We start from the raw sequence: 13,421 nt of genomic DNA on the forward strand, positions 1-13,421 counted from the left end.
ACGATTCAGCGGTGGCTTCCGAATGCATGGGAGGCGTGTTGACCGGAGCCGACGACGGCGTGCCGCGCGAGGTGACGGCACGGCGGATGTATCCACTGTCGACGGTGCAGCAGAGCTGGTGGGTGGCTCAGCAGTTGCAGCCCGCGGTGCCGCTCACGGTCGCGATGTACCTGGATCTTTCGGGTCCGCTCGAGATCGCGCTGATGTCGGCATGTGCCCGCCGCGCGGCTCGCGAACTCGAATCGCCCCAGCTGCGGCTCTCGGCCGTCGGCGGATATCCGCGGCAGTACGTCGACACCGCTGCGGAGCTGCCGATCGAGGTGGTGGATCTGACCACCGACATCGATCCGGTCGCGACGGCTCTGGCTGTGATGGAGCGTGACTACAGCGCACCGCTGGATCCGGTCACCGACGAGCACACCGTCGCCACGCTGTTTTGGGTGGCTAGGCAGCGTCACCTGCTGTATTTGCGCAGCCACCATATTGTGCTGGACGGCCTCGGCGCCGCCGCGGTGCTGCGCCGCACCGGAGAGCTCTACCGCGCCGAAGTTGTCGCGGCCGAACGGCGCGCCGAAACGCGGGAAGCGGCGGTCACGACGAGCGGCGCCGCGACGGTGCCGCCGAACGGTACGGTCAGCGGCGGCAAAGCTGATTCGGCACAGGCAATCTCGGCCTTGTCGCTGCCCGAGCTATTGGAAGCCGAACGGGCGTATCGAGATTCACCACGCCGTGCGATCGATCGAGACTACTGGCTCGGCCAGCTCGACGGCCTCGGCGCTCCGGTGAGTCTGGCCGGCCTGCCCGCCGCGGCACAGGCCCGCCCGCACCGGGTGACGGCGACCGTCGATGCCGCCACCGCCGAATTGCTCGCCGCCGCCAGGGCCCGGCACGGCGCGACCTTTCCCGAGTTGGCCCTCGCGGCCTTCGCCTGCTTCCTGGCGCGGATGACCGGCAACGAAGAAGTCACCCTCACGCTGCCCGTCCCCGCGCGCACCACCGCGCGCCTGCGGCGGTCGGCCGGCTCGATGTCGAATGTGGTGCCGCTGCGACTGGCCGGCCTCGACACGAGCACCGTCGGTGCGGTCATCGCCCAGGTGCGGTCGACGGTTATCGGCGCCTTGCGCCACCAGCGCTATCGGTTCGAGGATATGCAGCGCGACAGCGGCCGCGATCAGGCCTTCGGCAGCGGATTCGGGCCGTTGGTCAACGTCCTCGGTTTCGCCGAACCGCTCCGTCTCGGCCCGCTGGTCGGCCAGGCCCGACTGCTCGCGCTCGGCCCGGTCGAGGATCTCATGGTCAACGGCTATCAGGCCGGCCCGGACGACCGCTCGGTCAGCATCGACTTCCAGGCCAATCCGGCACGCTACCAACACCATACGGTGGTGCGGCAGCACCGCATGTTTCTCGAGTACTTCAGCGATTTCCTCGCTGCCGAATCCGACGGCTCGATACCAGCGCTGCGCCGTACCCCGTCGGCTCCGTCGGCCGCGCCGCCCGCGGGGCCGGTGCGGGTGCTGCCCGACCTGCTGCGCGTCGGCTCGACGCCGGATGCCGTTGCCGTGCAGGACGGTACCCGCGTCATGACCTACCGCGAACTCGACGAGGCGTCCGCCCGCTTGGCGCGCGAGCTGATGGCGGGCGGCGCACGTCCCGGCGAGTTCGTGGTGGTGGCGGTCCCGCGATCGCTGGAATCGGTGCTCGGGCTGTGGGCCGTCGCGAAGACCGGCGCCTGCGTCGTCCCGATCGATCCGGCCGATCCCGTCGCCAGGATCGACACGGTCATCGCGGATTGCCAAGCGCGGCAAGGAATCACAGTCAGCGCAGTGCGGGATAGACTGTGCTGCGATACCGGATTCTCCGGCCGGGCCGACCTCGAAGCTCCGACAGGTTCGGACCGCACGGGCGCGATGGGTTGCGGCATTGATTGGCTCGTGCTGGACGATCCGCGGTCCGCGGCGGAGGTCGAGCGCCGGGCGGCGACGCCGGTGACCGACGGGGAGCGACCGCGTTCCTTGCGGCCCGCGCATCCGGCGTACTTGATCTACACATCGGGCAGCACCGGGCGGCCCAAGGGTGTGGTGGTCAGCCATCGCGGCCTCGGTTCGCTGACCGACTACATCGTCGAACACTGGGGCCTCGACAAGGATTCCGTGGTGCTGCATTCGCACGCGCCGTCCTTCGACGCGCACCTACTCGATCTCCTCGCGGCGTTCGCGCCCGGTGCCCGGTTGGTGGTGCAGCCGCCGTCGGTCGTCTCCGGCGCCGAACTTGCGCGGCTGCTCAGGGATGGTGGCTGCACCCACTTCCTGACGACCCCGGCGGTGCTTGCCACGCTGTCGCCATCCGAGGTACCGAGCCTGTCGGTGGTGGCGGTCGGCGGGGAAGTCTGTCCGGCCAAGACAGTGCGCGAATGGGCACCGCACGTGCGATTGTTCAACGGGTACGGGCCCACGGAGGCTACCGTAATGGCCACGGAGACAGCCGCATTGGCGGTCGACGAGCCGGTGACCATCGGCCGCGCGCTACCCGGGGTGCTCGCGGTGGTGCTCGACGCGCGGTTGGCGCGGCTGCCCGATGGTGCCAGGGGCGAGCTCTACCTCGGCGGCATCGGCGTCGCCGATTGTTACGTCCGCAATCCGGCGGGCACCGCGGTGCGGTTCATCGCCGATCCGTTCGGGGTCGGGCGACGGCTGTACCGGACCGGCGACCTGGTCAGCGCGGGCCCCGCAGGGGTATTCGAGTTTCTCGGTCGCGTCGACGCCCAGGTCGAGGTGCGCGGGCGGCGGATCGAGCCCGCCGAGGTCGAGGCGGCGCTGCTCGCCGGGCCGGAGATCGGGTCTGCCCTGGTCGTGGTCGCTGACGCGGGTCGGCCCGAGGCACGGCTGGTGGGATACGTCGTTGCCGCCGCGGGCGCGGCGTTCGACGCCGCGGCCACCCTGCACCGGTTGCGCGGGACGCTACCGGCCGCGCTGGTGCCCTCGGCGCTGGTCGAACTCGACCGGCTGCCGGTGACGAGCAACGGAAAACTCGATCGGGCCGCCTTGCCGACATCGGCTATCGTGCCGCGTCCATATTGCGCGCCGGAGACCGTGATCCAACGTCTGGTCGCGGAACGCATCGGCGCGTCCACCGGCCAGACAAAGGTCGGACTGAACGATGACTTCTTCGAACTCGGCGGGAATTCCATTCTCGGAGTGGCGGTCTCGGCCGAGTTGGCGGCGGTGACCGGTGTGCCGGTGACGGTGCGCTGGATATACACGGCGCCGACGGTGCGGGCGCTCGCCGAACGGATCACCTGCTACGACGGCACGGATACCAGCGACGACGACGCGCTCGGCGTGCTGCTCGCGTTGCGTCGCGAGGGAACCCGGCCGCCGCTGTTCTGCGTCCACTCCGCGGTCCCGCTGGCCTGGTGCTACGCCGGATTGGCCCGCTACATCACCGACCGCCCGGTGTACGGCCTGCAGGCGCCGACGTTGACCGGACCGTCTCGCGCGATCGGCACCATCGACGAACTGGCCGACAACTACGTCGACGCGATGCTCCGTGTCCAGCCGGAGGGGCCGTATCACCTGCTCGGCTGGTCGCTCGGCGGCCAGATCGCGCACGCGATCTCGGTGCGGCTGCGCGCCAGGGGCGCCTCGGTGGCGGTGCTGGTCATGCTGGACAGCGTCATCTTTCCCGATGGTGTCGACCCGCCGCCCGCCCCGCGGATGCGAGATCTGCTGACGCATCTGCTCGGTGACGAACCGGCGGACGGCGACACCGCCCCGGAACTGACCGCTGCCGAGGCTGCTGACGAATTGGCCCGCGCCGGTGCGTCATTCGGCACCGGCCTGGCCGCCGCGCAACTGGAACGGCTGCACCGGGGCTACGTCGACGGCGTCGCACTCTCGCATGGCTACCGTCCCGCCGTCTTCGACGGTGACCTGCTGTACTTTTCAGCCACCCGTGGCGTGACCGAATTGTTCGGCGCCGACATGTGGCGGCCGTTCATCACCGGCGACCTCATCGAACACCCGGTGGCGGCGACACATGCGCAGCTCACCAATGCGGCGGTGGTCGCCACGATCGGCCCGATACTGGCGAGGCACTTGGAGCGAACGGCGGTGCCCGCGCCGGCGCGCAGCGCGCGGTGAACGCTCAGCACATTTGTGCACACCGTTGTCGTCGTGGCCGGCTTTCCATTGCTGATCGATTGCTGAATGCCGGTAGCGGCTGAGTTCGCCGACGACATGGCCACCGACCTGCGCGTTCATTCGTTCGGCGAACACGCCCGGTGAATGCCGGATGTCCCGGCGGCCCTGATAGATACTCGACGCCATGCGCCGGCTGATGCGATGCCTGGTTCCACTTCTCGCGGTTGTCGCCGCGATCCTCCCGGCCACCACGGCCGCCGCCGACCCCGGTTCCCGCATCCTGGAGGTGCGGCCGCTCGGCGGGCGGGAAATGGAGGTCGTCGTGCAGTCGGCGGCCATGAACAAGCCCATCACGCTGTGGATGTCGCATCCCGGCGCGGGTGCGCCCGCGCTGTATCTGCTCAACGCGGTGGACGGCGGCGAGGACGGCGGCCCGTGGACGCGGCGCACCGATGTCGCGGAGTTCTTCGCGGACAAGAACGTCAACGTGATCGTCCCGATGGGCGGGCGCGCCAGCTACTACACCGACTGGCTGCGCGACGACCCGGTGCTCGGGCGCAACCAGTGGACCACCTTCCTGACCAAGGAACTGCCGCCGCTGCTGGTCGCCAAGTTCGGCATGACGGGGCGCAATGCCATTGCGGGACTGTCCATGTCGGCGACCTCCGCGCTGAACCTCGCGACCGGCGCACCCGGCCTCTACCAGGCGGTCGGCGCCTACAGCGGATGCCCGCGCACCAGTGATCCGGTGGCGCAGGCGTACGTGTCGTCGCAGCTCGCGGTGTTCGGCGCGAACGCGACCAACATGTGGGGCGGGCCGGAAAACCCCGCCTGGGTCGCGAACGATCCGATGCTGCAGGCGGAACGCCTGCGCGGGCTGGCGCTCTACGTCTCGTCGGGCAACGGCGCACCGGGCGAGCACGACAACATCGGCGACCGCGGCATCGACGGCAACCCGGCCCGGCTGGCCGACCGCATGCTGGTCGGCGGCGTGATGGAGACGGTCATCGGCGGGTGCACCCGGCCCTTCGTGGATCGGCTGCACGAACTCGGTATCCCGGTCACCGCGAACCTGCGCCCCGCGGGTACGCACGCCTGGACCTACTGGCAGGACGACGTGCACCAGTCCTGGCCGCTGTTCGCCGCCGCGATCGGTGCCTGAGTAGCTGTCGAACTTGTCGGTGCCGAGGGCGACAATTCCGGTATGGCGTATGACGAGGAACTGGCCGACCGAGTTCGGTTTCTGATCAAACCGGGGCCGGAGCTGTCCGAGCGGAAGATGTTCGGCGGGCTGGCCTTCCTGATCGGCGGCAATATGGCGGTGGCGGCCAGCGGGCAGGGCGGCCTGCTGGTCCGGGTCGATCCGAAGGAAAACGACAAGCTGCTCGCCATCGATTTCGTGCGGCCCATGGTGATGGGTGGCCGGGAACGGATCGGCTGGCTACGCGTCACGCCCGACGCGGCCGACGACGACGAGGTGCTCCGGGAGTGGGTCGACCGCGGCGTCGGCTACGCGCGGTCGCTGCCGCCGAAAAAGAAGAAGTAGTCCGCGGCGCTCAGCCGCGGACCTGCCTGCGGTAGGTGACCCGGTCGAACTCGCGGCCGGACTCGTCGACGGCGGTCACGTCCATTTCGCTGGCGAAGACGCCGGGACGGACGTCGACGCGCAGGAACGAATAGTTGCGGAACCGCACCCGCGACCACGGGGCCGCCTCGTCCAGCTTGTCGCCGCCAGGCGCCCACACGTAGCTGTTGGGCACCGAGGTATCCGGTAATTCGTTGCCACGGTAGGACTCCCGCGAACCCGGCTGGAAATCGTAGCGGGGGCGTCCGCCGCCGCCGACCGTGTAGTAGACGGTGCCGTCGGTCTCCGGATAGACCACCGAATTGTCGCCCGCTACCTTCGTCGCGGCGTTGCCGCGGATCGGGTCGGTGCGTTCGAAAACGTGGTTGTGTCCCTGCAGCACCAGATCCACCTGGTAGCGGTCGAACAGCGCCACCCAGGCATCGCGCACCCCGCCGTCGCTGGCGTGCGCGTCGGTCGTCGAATAGGCGCAGTGGTGGAAGAAGCAGACGAGGAAGTCGATGCCGGGGTCCGCCCGGTAGGCGGCGAGCGTGCGCTCCACCCAACTCGTCTGTGTCCCACCGGAATACCCGGTGTTGGCGCGAATCTCGTAGGAGACGTCGTTGGCGTCGAGCGAGAGCACCGCGACATTGCCGTAGGTGAACGAATACGCCGACGGGCAGCCCGCCGGCCCGTTGCCGGGGAAGTCGAGTCGCGCCGCGTGCCCGCCATAGCCGAGGGCGCCGTAGGTCGCCTCCATGTCGTGGTTGCCGGTCGCGAACATCCACGGCGTCTGGGCGGCGCTGGCCTCGATGGCGCCGAAATAGACGTCCCACACGTAGGGGTTGAACTTGTCGAAGCCGTTCGGGAGTTGTCCACCGTGCGAAACGAATTGGGCGGGCTTGCCCGCGCCGGACGGATCGGCGTAGGCGATGTCACCGGCCAGGATGTGGAAATCCGGTCTGGCCGCGGCGATTTGGCGCAGCACGTTGGTGGCGTGTGGCGCGTTCGGATCGTTGTCCGCCTTGTAGTACTTGTCGTCGTAGTCGCCGGGCGCGACACCCGCTGGCAGCGCCGGTGTTTCGTCGGTGCCCTGATCGCCCATCATGGTGAAGCGGAACGGCACGATCGCGGCTCGCGCGGTGGGCATCGCGGTGGCGGCGGCGCGGATGTCGCCGGTGAACCCGTCGGCGGTACGCCAGCGATAGAAGTGCGGTATCCGGCCAGTCAGTCCGTCCACCGGCGCGTGCGCGTAGAACTGTTCTGCCGCAAGCACTCCGCCGTCGCTGCTCGGCAGCTGGGTCAGCAGGTTGCGCACCTCGGCCTGCACCGTCGCGCCGAGCGCGGGCGTCGGGCCGTGATCGAGAAACACCTTGGTGCCCGCGGGCTGCCTGGACAGCTGGGCGGCGAAGCGGAGCTGGCTGGTCGAGTCCGGCCCGAACCCGACGTGCCGGCCGCCGACCGCGAGCTGTGCGTCCTGGGCGTAGGCACGCTTGCCGAACGGCGAGGTGCCGACCGCCGCCACGGCCGCGGCCGCCGCGGCCCCGCGCAGGATATTGCGGCGCGACACCGGATGCCGACGTAAGTAACCGCGGTGCCATTCGTGCTGCTCGGCCATTGTCATCTCGGCGGAGCGCCCGCCTGGAATTCCGGTTTCCGGAATGTCGCCTGCGGGATTCAGCGGATTCGACGCCATACCGACCGATGTTGCGCCGCTCGAGCCGCCCCGGCAACTCGACACCGCGAGCCGAGTGCGAACACCGGGTGAACTCTGTCGATCCGGACATCCGCGGCCAGGCAACCCCGGCGCGCCTCCGAAGCCGGGAATCCAGTCACGACCAGCCCGAATTCACCTATTCGTAGGCCCTCTTGCCCGATATGCTCCCGCGATGACGCCATTCACCCGCGGAACCGCCGTCGCGCTCATGCTCGGCGCCGCCCTCGGCGCGGGCATCCCGGCCAACGCGACGCCCGGCACGGACATCACCGCCGTCACTCTCGCCCAAGCCCAGATCCCCGCCGGCCTGCTCCCGTTCGTCGCGGGCACCGATCTCGTGGTCCGCGAAATCACCATCGCCCCAGGCGGTTCCACCGGCTGGCACTACCACGACGGCCCCGTCTTCGGCATCATCCGCGCAGGCACCCTCACCCACCCCGGCCCCGACTGCGCCGCTCCCGTCTACCACGCGGGCGATTTCATCTACGAACCCGAAGGCGACTGGAACATCCACATCGGCCGCAACCTAGGCCCCGACCCCCTCATCCTCGACGTCGTCTACGCCCCGCCCACCGGCAAACCCCTCTTCGAAGACGCCCCCACCCCACCCTGCGCTTAAACCGATTTCACACCGATATTGTGACTCGAACATATTTTCGAATCTCGAGGTATCTTCGTCGGCATGGTCGGTTCACAACACGAAGCGTTGCACCGGATCTTCCAGCACGACCCAGGAATGTTCGCGCGCGCATTTCGCGAATTGAAAGTTCCCCTTGGCGTCCCGAGCGAAGTAGCTTTGCTACCAACCGATCTCACCGAGATCAGACCACTCGAGCGCCGAGTGGACACCCTATTACGATTCACTACGCCAGCGGGCCGATTTCTATTACTTGTCGAGGCGCAAGGCGAATGCGACCCCGACAAGCCTTCGGCGTGGACGTACTACCTTGCCCACGCACACGCGAAATACCGCCTTCCCGCGGTGCTGCTGGTCGTCTGCCATGACCGTGGCACCGCAGCGTGGGCAGCCCAGACCGCCCAGATCGGCCCGTCGTTCTGGGCTGGCAGCCTCACCATGTCGCCCCTGGTCCTCGGCCCGGACAACGTGCCAGTCGTCACCGATCCAGCCCTCGCCGCCGACGACGTCCCGCTCGCCACCCTCTCCGCAATGACGCACGCCAAAGACCCCAGCATTGATGCGATACTGAAGTCGCTGGCCGCCGCACTGCGGGGGATCGACGAAGAAGACGCCCACATCTTCGCCGAACTCACCGAACTCGGCCTTGGCAACGCCCAGGCCGCCGAAACTTGGAGGCATATGATGACCCTCGATCCGGCGTTCTTCCGCTCGGAAACCTCGCAGCGCCTGCGGGCGGAGGGCCGGGCCGAAGGGGAAACCAGCGAGGTCGTCAGAAGCATTCTCGACATCCTTGATGTGCGATCGATCGAGGTTCCGCCCGACGCCCACGTCCGCATTACATCGTGTGACGACCTGGACAAGCTGCGCTCATGGCTTCGCCGTTCGGCGACAGTGACCTCTGCCGCTGAACTTTTCGAGGCCTAGTGGCGGAGATATACGTCCACCAGTCTGTCTTGGATGAGATTTCTCGGCGAGTGCACGAGCTGCGGCGAGAAGCGGTAGTAGCCGACGTAATCGCAGAATGCGTTCTCGAGGTCCTGCATGTGCGATCGATCGAAGTCCCACCCGATGTTCGTGCTCGCATCACGGGACACCCGCCGAACCCGAAGGTGGTGCTTCCGTGGCTCCAGCGTGCGGTGACCGCGGCCACGATCTCCGACCTCTTGATCGATGATCAGGCGTAGTCAAAGCAAGCCTTCGCGCAGACAAACTGATTGGGGGAGTGAGATCGATGGGCGAACATGTGCGCTGGTCCGAACTGCGCGCCGAAGTTATGAATCGACCAGGGGCCGAGGTCGCTTAAGAGGCGGCACGAACGCGGTTCGAACTCGGGTTTGAGATCCCTGACCTGGACGCCGTGGTCCGTCCGGGATCGGGTCGGAAACAACTTTCGAGAAATTTGGTGAGATAGGTCGAGGTGGGGATGACGGCTCCGACCAAGGGGTGACAGCAAGTCACATCACTGGCAAGGAGCCGTTATGTCTATCAATACTTTCTTCTGGTTCGAGAGTGCGGCTGAGGAGGCTGCCACTCTGTATACGGCGCTGGTGCCGAACTCGCGGATTACCGATGTCGCCCGGGACTCGGCGGGGGTGGCGTTTGTGGTTTCGGTCGAGCTCGACGGGCAGTCGGTGACGCTGATGAACGGTGGGGCCGGGCATCCGCTGACCGATGCGGCGTCGTTGCAGGTGGTCGTGGAGACGCAGGAGGAGATCGACCGGTTGTGGGATGCGCTTACCGAGGGTGGCGCGCCGGCGCCGTGCGGCTGGCTGACCGATCGGTTCGGTCTGTCCTGGCAGGTCACCCCTGCGGTTTTGCCGACACTGATGAGCGGTGCCAACCCGGCGAAGACCATCGCCGTCGGGACCGCGCTGCGCGGCATGTCCAAGCTCGATATCAAGACGCTTCAGGATGCTTACGACAACGCCTGAGGACGTTTAGGGTCGGGTCATGCAGCAATTCGAGGCGACCATCGAGTCCGGTACTGGTGGCGGCGCGTACGTCGCGGTGCCGGGCGAGGTGGTCGCGGCGCTGGGCGGCGGCGGCGGATTCCGGTTGCGGCGGCCTTCGACGGTGTCGAGTATCGCGGGTCCATCGCGGACATGGGCTCCGGGCCCTGCCTCGGCGTGCTGAAGGCGATCCGCACCGAGTTGGGCAAGGAGCCCGGCGACCGGGTCGTGGTGACCGTGGTGCGCGATGACGCCGAACGGACTATCGAGGTCCCGGACGACCTGGCCGACGCACTGCGATCCGCCGGGCTGCGTGCCGCTTTCGACAAACTGTCCTATTCGCGGCGGCGCGACCATGTCACGGCGGTCGTCGAGGCCAAGCGCGCGGAGACACGCACCCGGCGGATCGCGAAGGTCGTCGAGTCGTTGAGTTGATCCTGCTTATTCGGCCCCGGGGTCGATGTCGGCGAACGTATCGACCCAACGATGTGGTGGACGTGGCGGATTGGGCTCACCGGGGCGGGCGAGACCGATGGCATGCCAGCCCGCCGCGACGGCCGCGTCGACCTCGTCGGGATGATCCGACAGGAAGAGGATGCGGTCGCCGGGGACACCGATGGCGCCCGCGATCTTCTCGTACGACGACGGCTCGCGTTTGCCACCCGCCGTTGACAGATCGAAGTGACCACTGATCAGCGCGGACAACGCACCGCCACGCGCGAACGCGAACCAATCCTGTTGGTTGCGAATCGATCCCGACGAATACACGTACAGCGCGAGACCGTTCGCATGCCAGGCCCGCAGCGCGGGCGGCACATCGGCGAAGAACTCACCATGCAGCGCACCGTTGCGGAACCCTTCCGCGCAGATCAGCCCCTGTGCCGCTTTGAGCGACTCGGCCTTGACGTCGGTGTCGAGCCAGCCCCGCAGGATATCGGCGACCTCGTCGGTGTCGGCATCGGGCCGCCCGGCCTGTTCCCGAGTTGCGGCGATGATGGGAGCCGCCGCGTCCGTGCGGTTTTCGGCCAACCACGCCGGAAGCCGTTCGCGGGTATAGCCGTACAGGTCTTCCCGCACCGAACTGGTGGGGCTGGTGGTCCCTTCGATGTCGAGTACCACCGTCGTGATCATGAGTTGGCGAGCAGTTCGTCGAGGGTCGGGAACCCTTCGCTGATCCGGTCGCCGCTGAAATCGCCGACCCAGCCGTCCTCTTCCTCGAAGAATCGGATGGCGATGAAATCGGGCCTGCTGCCCATGTCGAACCAGTGCAGGGTGCCCGCGGGCACCGAGAGCAGGTCGCCGCCCTCGCAGACGACGGCCAGCACCTCGTGCCCGAGGTGCAGGTAGAAGCAGCCGCGGCCGGCGGCGAAGTAGCGGACCTCGTCCTCGGCGTGCCGGTGCTCGTTGAGGAACTTCTCCCGCGCGCCCTTGGCGATGTGCGGCCACTCCGGGTTCGCGTCGTCCGGGTGGATCCGGGCGATGTCGATGTGCCGGTAGCGCCCGGACTCGTTCAGCTCGGCGACCTGGTCGGTGTAGTGCGTGAGCAACTCGTCGGAGTCGACCGCGGCGGCGTTGTCCACCACCGGCCACCGACCGAATGTGATGCCGTGCTTTGCCAATTCGGTGCCGATCACCGCGTCGTCGGTGGTCCGCACCCGCACGTCGGCCGCGTTGTCGGCGGCCATCACCTGGAGCAGGGTCATGTCAGTCCAATCTCGAGATTCTCGTCGCGCGTGCCGAAGGCCTGGCGACGCCCGGTGCGGGCGACCAGCTCGCACAGGGCCTCCAGGCATTCGGCGCGATCGCGCGCCTGGGAAAGATTGTCCCCCCACGCGGTGATCCCGTGGCCGGCGATGAACAGGACCGGGGGAGCGGCGGGGTGGTCGGTGAGGTAGCGCTCGATATCGGCGCCGATGCGTGGCACGTCGGACCAGTTGGGGAACACCGGGATGTCGATGGCCGCGGGGTCGGTGCCGCCGAGACCCTTGATCAGCTCGTAGTCGGTGATGCGTAAGAAGCTCAGCTCGTCGGAAGCGCCGGAGCGCGTTGCCAACGCGGTGGCATACGGCGGATGAATGTGCACGACGGCCTGCGCGGCGGTGGCTCTATACGCCGCGGTGTGAATCGTGGTCTCCGCCGAGGGTTTCCGGCTGCTGCTCGCGATCGGCGTCGAATCCGCGACCTGGACGGTCACCATGTCGTGTTCGGTGAGTTCGCCTTTGGACAGACCACTTCCGGTGATCACGGCCGTCGCGCCGGTCCGCACCGAGATGTTGCCCGCCGTGCCCGGCATCCACCCGCGTTGATACAACCCGTGCGCGATATCGGCAATTGCCTTGCCGGGCCACGGATTTTCGCCGGTGCCCGCATCATCGCCGGATCGGTCCGACGCGCCATGCACCACACCCAACTCGGTGACGACCGCCGTCACCAAATCCCCTGGCGTCACATCGAATGCCGGGTTGAACACCTCGGTTCCCTCGGGAGCCGTTGCGACGCCGCCGAATCCGATCACCTCGGTGGCGGCGCGCTCCTCCACCACGATGTCGCGCCCGGTCGCCATGTTCGGATCGCGGGTCGATTCCGGTGCCACCACGATGAACGGAATCCCGTGCTGGCGCGCCGCGAGTGCCAGCGAGTACGTGCCGATCTTGTTTGCCACGTCTCCGTTCACGGTGACCCGATCCGCGCCGACCAGGACGCAGTCGACCTGGCCGGTCGCCATGGCCCAGGCCGCCGCGGCATCGACGGTCAGCCGATGCGGAATGCCCGCCTCGGCCAGTTCCCAGGTGGTGAGCCGCGCACCCTGCAGCAGCGGCCGGGTCTCGTCGACCAGCACGTTCTCGATCGCACCACGATCGGCCAGCACCCGCAGCGCGCCGATCGCGGTACCGAACGCGCTCGTCGCGAGCCGTCCGGTGTTGCAGTGGGTGAGCACGCGCAGCGGCCGATCCGGGCAGAGCCGCTGCACCAGATCGGCGGCATGCGTCGCGGCGGCCCGGTTGACCCGGCCGTCCTCGGCGAGCATGTCCAGAGTTGCGGCGAGCACCGCGTCGGCGCCCTGCGCGATCTCGGCGCGCACCCGCCGCACCGCCCACGCGAGGTTCACCGCGGTCGGCCGGGCGGCCGCGAGGCGGTCGGCGTCGGCCTGCGCGCGAACCTCGTCGACGACGCCGTCGACGGTGTGCGCGGCGGTCGCGATGACCACGCCGAATGCCCCCGCGATGCCGATGGCGGGCGCGCCACGGATGGCCAGCACCTGGATGGCCTCGATGACCGCGTCGACGGTGCCGAGCCGCAGCTCGCGGACTTCGTGCGGCAGCCCGCGCTGGTCGATGGTGACCAGCGCACCGTCGTCCCAGATCAGGGAACTGTCGTCCATCAGGCGCATCCTTTATCGCGTGGAGCCATA

Annotated in this window: 12 protein-coding genes; 8 read left to right on the forward strand and 4 right to left on the reverse strand. The window is 68.2% G+C overall.

The genetic code is table 11. From position 1 onward, the window contains the following. Positions 1 to 38 precede the first annotated feature (38 nt). The 3 genes from ACIBCN_RS18030 (at position 39) to ACIBCN_RS18040 (ending at position 5,685) form a co-directional block, all read left to right on the forward strand. Positions 39 to 4,139, forward strand: a complete 4,101-nt coding sequence (locus ACIBCN_RS18030; RefSeq protein ID WP_396992690.1) for an amino acid adenylation domain-containing protein — start codon at positions 39 to 41, stop codon at positions 4,137 to 4,139. Between the two features lie 184 nt (positions 4,140 to 4,323). Then, on the forward strand, positions 4,324 to 5,301 hold the full coding sequence (locus ACIBCN_RS18035) for an alpha/beta hydrolase (RefSeq protein ID WP_396992691.1): 978 nt from the start codon (positions 4,324 to 4,326) through the stop codon (positions 5,299 to 5,301). A 42-nt stretch (positions 5,302 to 5,343) separates the two neighbouring features. Further along, complete coding sequence (locus ACIBCN_RS18040; RefSeq protein ID WP_396992692.1) at positions 5,344 to 5,685, forward strand: TfoX/Sxy family protein; 342 nt, start codon at positions 5,344 to 5,346, stop codon at positions 5,683 to 5,685. Positions 5,686 to 5,695: 10 nt separating this feature from the next. On the opposite strand, the gene ACIBCN_RS18045 is transcribed toward ACIBCN_RS18040, so the two are convergent. Continuing rightward, positions 5,696 to 7,399, reverse strand: coding sequence for a metallophosphoesterase family protein (locus tag ACIBCN_RS18045; protein WP_396992693.1), 1,704 nt, complete (start codon positions 7,397 to 7,399; stop codon positions 5,696 to 5,698). A gap of 193 nt (positions 7,400 to 7,592) precedes the next feature. On the opposite strand from ACIBCN_RS18045, the gene ACIBCN_RS18050 reads away from it, so the two are divergent. The 5 genes from ACIBCN_RS18050 (at position 7,593) to ACIBCN_RS18070 (ending at position 10,444) form a co-directional block, all read left to right on the forward strand. Then, the gene (locus tag ACIBCN_RS18050) at positions 7,593 to 8,039 is read left to right on the forward strand and encodes a cupin domain-containing protein (protein ID WP_396992694.1); all 447 of its coding nucleotides are present in this window, start codon (positions 7,593 to 7,595) and stop codon (positions 8,037 to 8,039) included. Positions 8,040 to 8,156: 117 nt separating this feature from the next. Then, the gene (locus tag ACIBCN_RS18055) at positions 8,157 to 8,984 is read left to right on the forward strand and encodes a hypothetical protein (RefSeq protein WP_396992695.1); all 828 of its coding nucleotides are present in this window, start codon (positions 8,157 to 8,159) and stop codon (positions 8,982 to 8,984) included. A 554-nt stretch (positions 8,985 to 9,538) separates the two neighbouring features. Further along, on the forward strand, positions 9,539 to 9,991 hold the full coding sequence (locus ACIBCN_RS18060; protein WP_396992696.1) for a VOC family protein: 453 nt from the start codon (positions 9,539 to 9,541) through the stop codon (positions 9,989 to 9,991). Positions 9,992 to 10,010: 19 nt separating this feature from the next. Continuing rightward, positions 10,011 to 10,193 (forward strand): hypothetical protein, encoded by a 183-nt coding sequence (locus ACIBCN_RS18065; protein ID WP_396992697.1) that lies wholly within the window; start codon positions 10,011 to 10,013, stop codon positions 10,191 to 10,193. Next, the gene (locus ACIBCN_RS18070; protein WP_396993302.1) at positions 10,154 to 10,444 is read left to right on the forward strand and encodes a YdeI/OmpD-associated family protein; all 291 of its coding nucleotides are present in this window, start codon (positions 10,154 to 10,156) and stop codon (positions 10,442 to 10,444) included. The genes ACIBCN_RS18065 and ACIBCN_RS18070 overlap by 40 nt, the downstream gene beginning before the upstream one ends. Positions 10,445 to 10,450: 6 nt before the next feature. Here ACIBCN_RS18070 and mtnC read toward each other — a convergent pair whose 3' ends face one another. The 3 genes from mtnC to mtnA are packed head-to-tail and all read right to left on the reverse strand — an operon-like array spanning position 10,451 to position 13,391. Continuing rightward, the gene (gene mtnC, locus ACIBCN_RS18075; RefSeq protein ID WP_396992698.1) at positions 10,451 to 11,140 is read right to left on the reverse strand and encodes an acireductone synthase; all 690 of its coding nucleotides are present in this window, start codon (positions 11,138 to 11,140) and stop codon (positions 10,451 to 10,453) included. Further along, positions 11,137 to 11,712 (reverse strand): 1,2-dihydroxy-3-keto-5-methylthiopentene dioxygenase, encoded by a 576-nt coding sequence (locus ACIBCN_RS18080; protein WP_396992699.1) that lies wholly within the window; start codon positions 11,710 to 11,712, stop codon positions 11,137 to 11,139. The genes mtnC and ACIBCN_RS18080 overlap by 4 nt, the downstream gene beginning before the upstream one ends. Then, positions 11,709 to 13,391, reverse strand: a complete 1,683-nt coding sequence (mtnA, locus tag ACIBCN_RS18085) for an S-methyl-5-thioribose-1-phosphate isomerase (RefSeq protein ID WP_396992701.1) — start codon at positions 13,389 to 13,391, stop codon at positions 11,709 to 11,711. The genes ACIBCN_RS18080 and mtnA overlap by 4 nt, the downstream gene beginning before the upstream one ends. Between the last annotated feature and the right edge of the window lie 30 nt (positions 13,392 to 13,421).

Source organism: Nocardia sp. NPDC051052 (assembly GCF_044456045.1).
In the GTDB taxonomy this organism is placed as follows: domain Bacteria; phylum Actinomycetota; class Actinomycetes; order Mycobacteriales; family Mycobacteriaceae; genus Nocardia.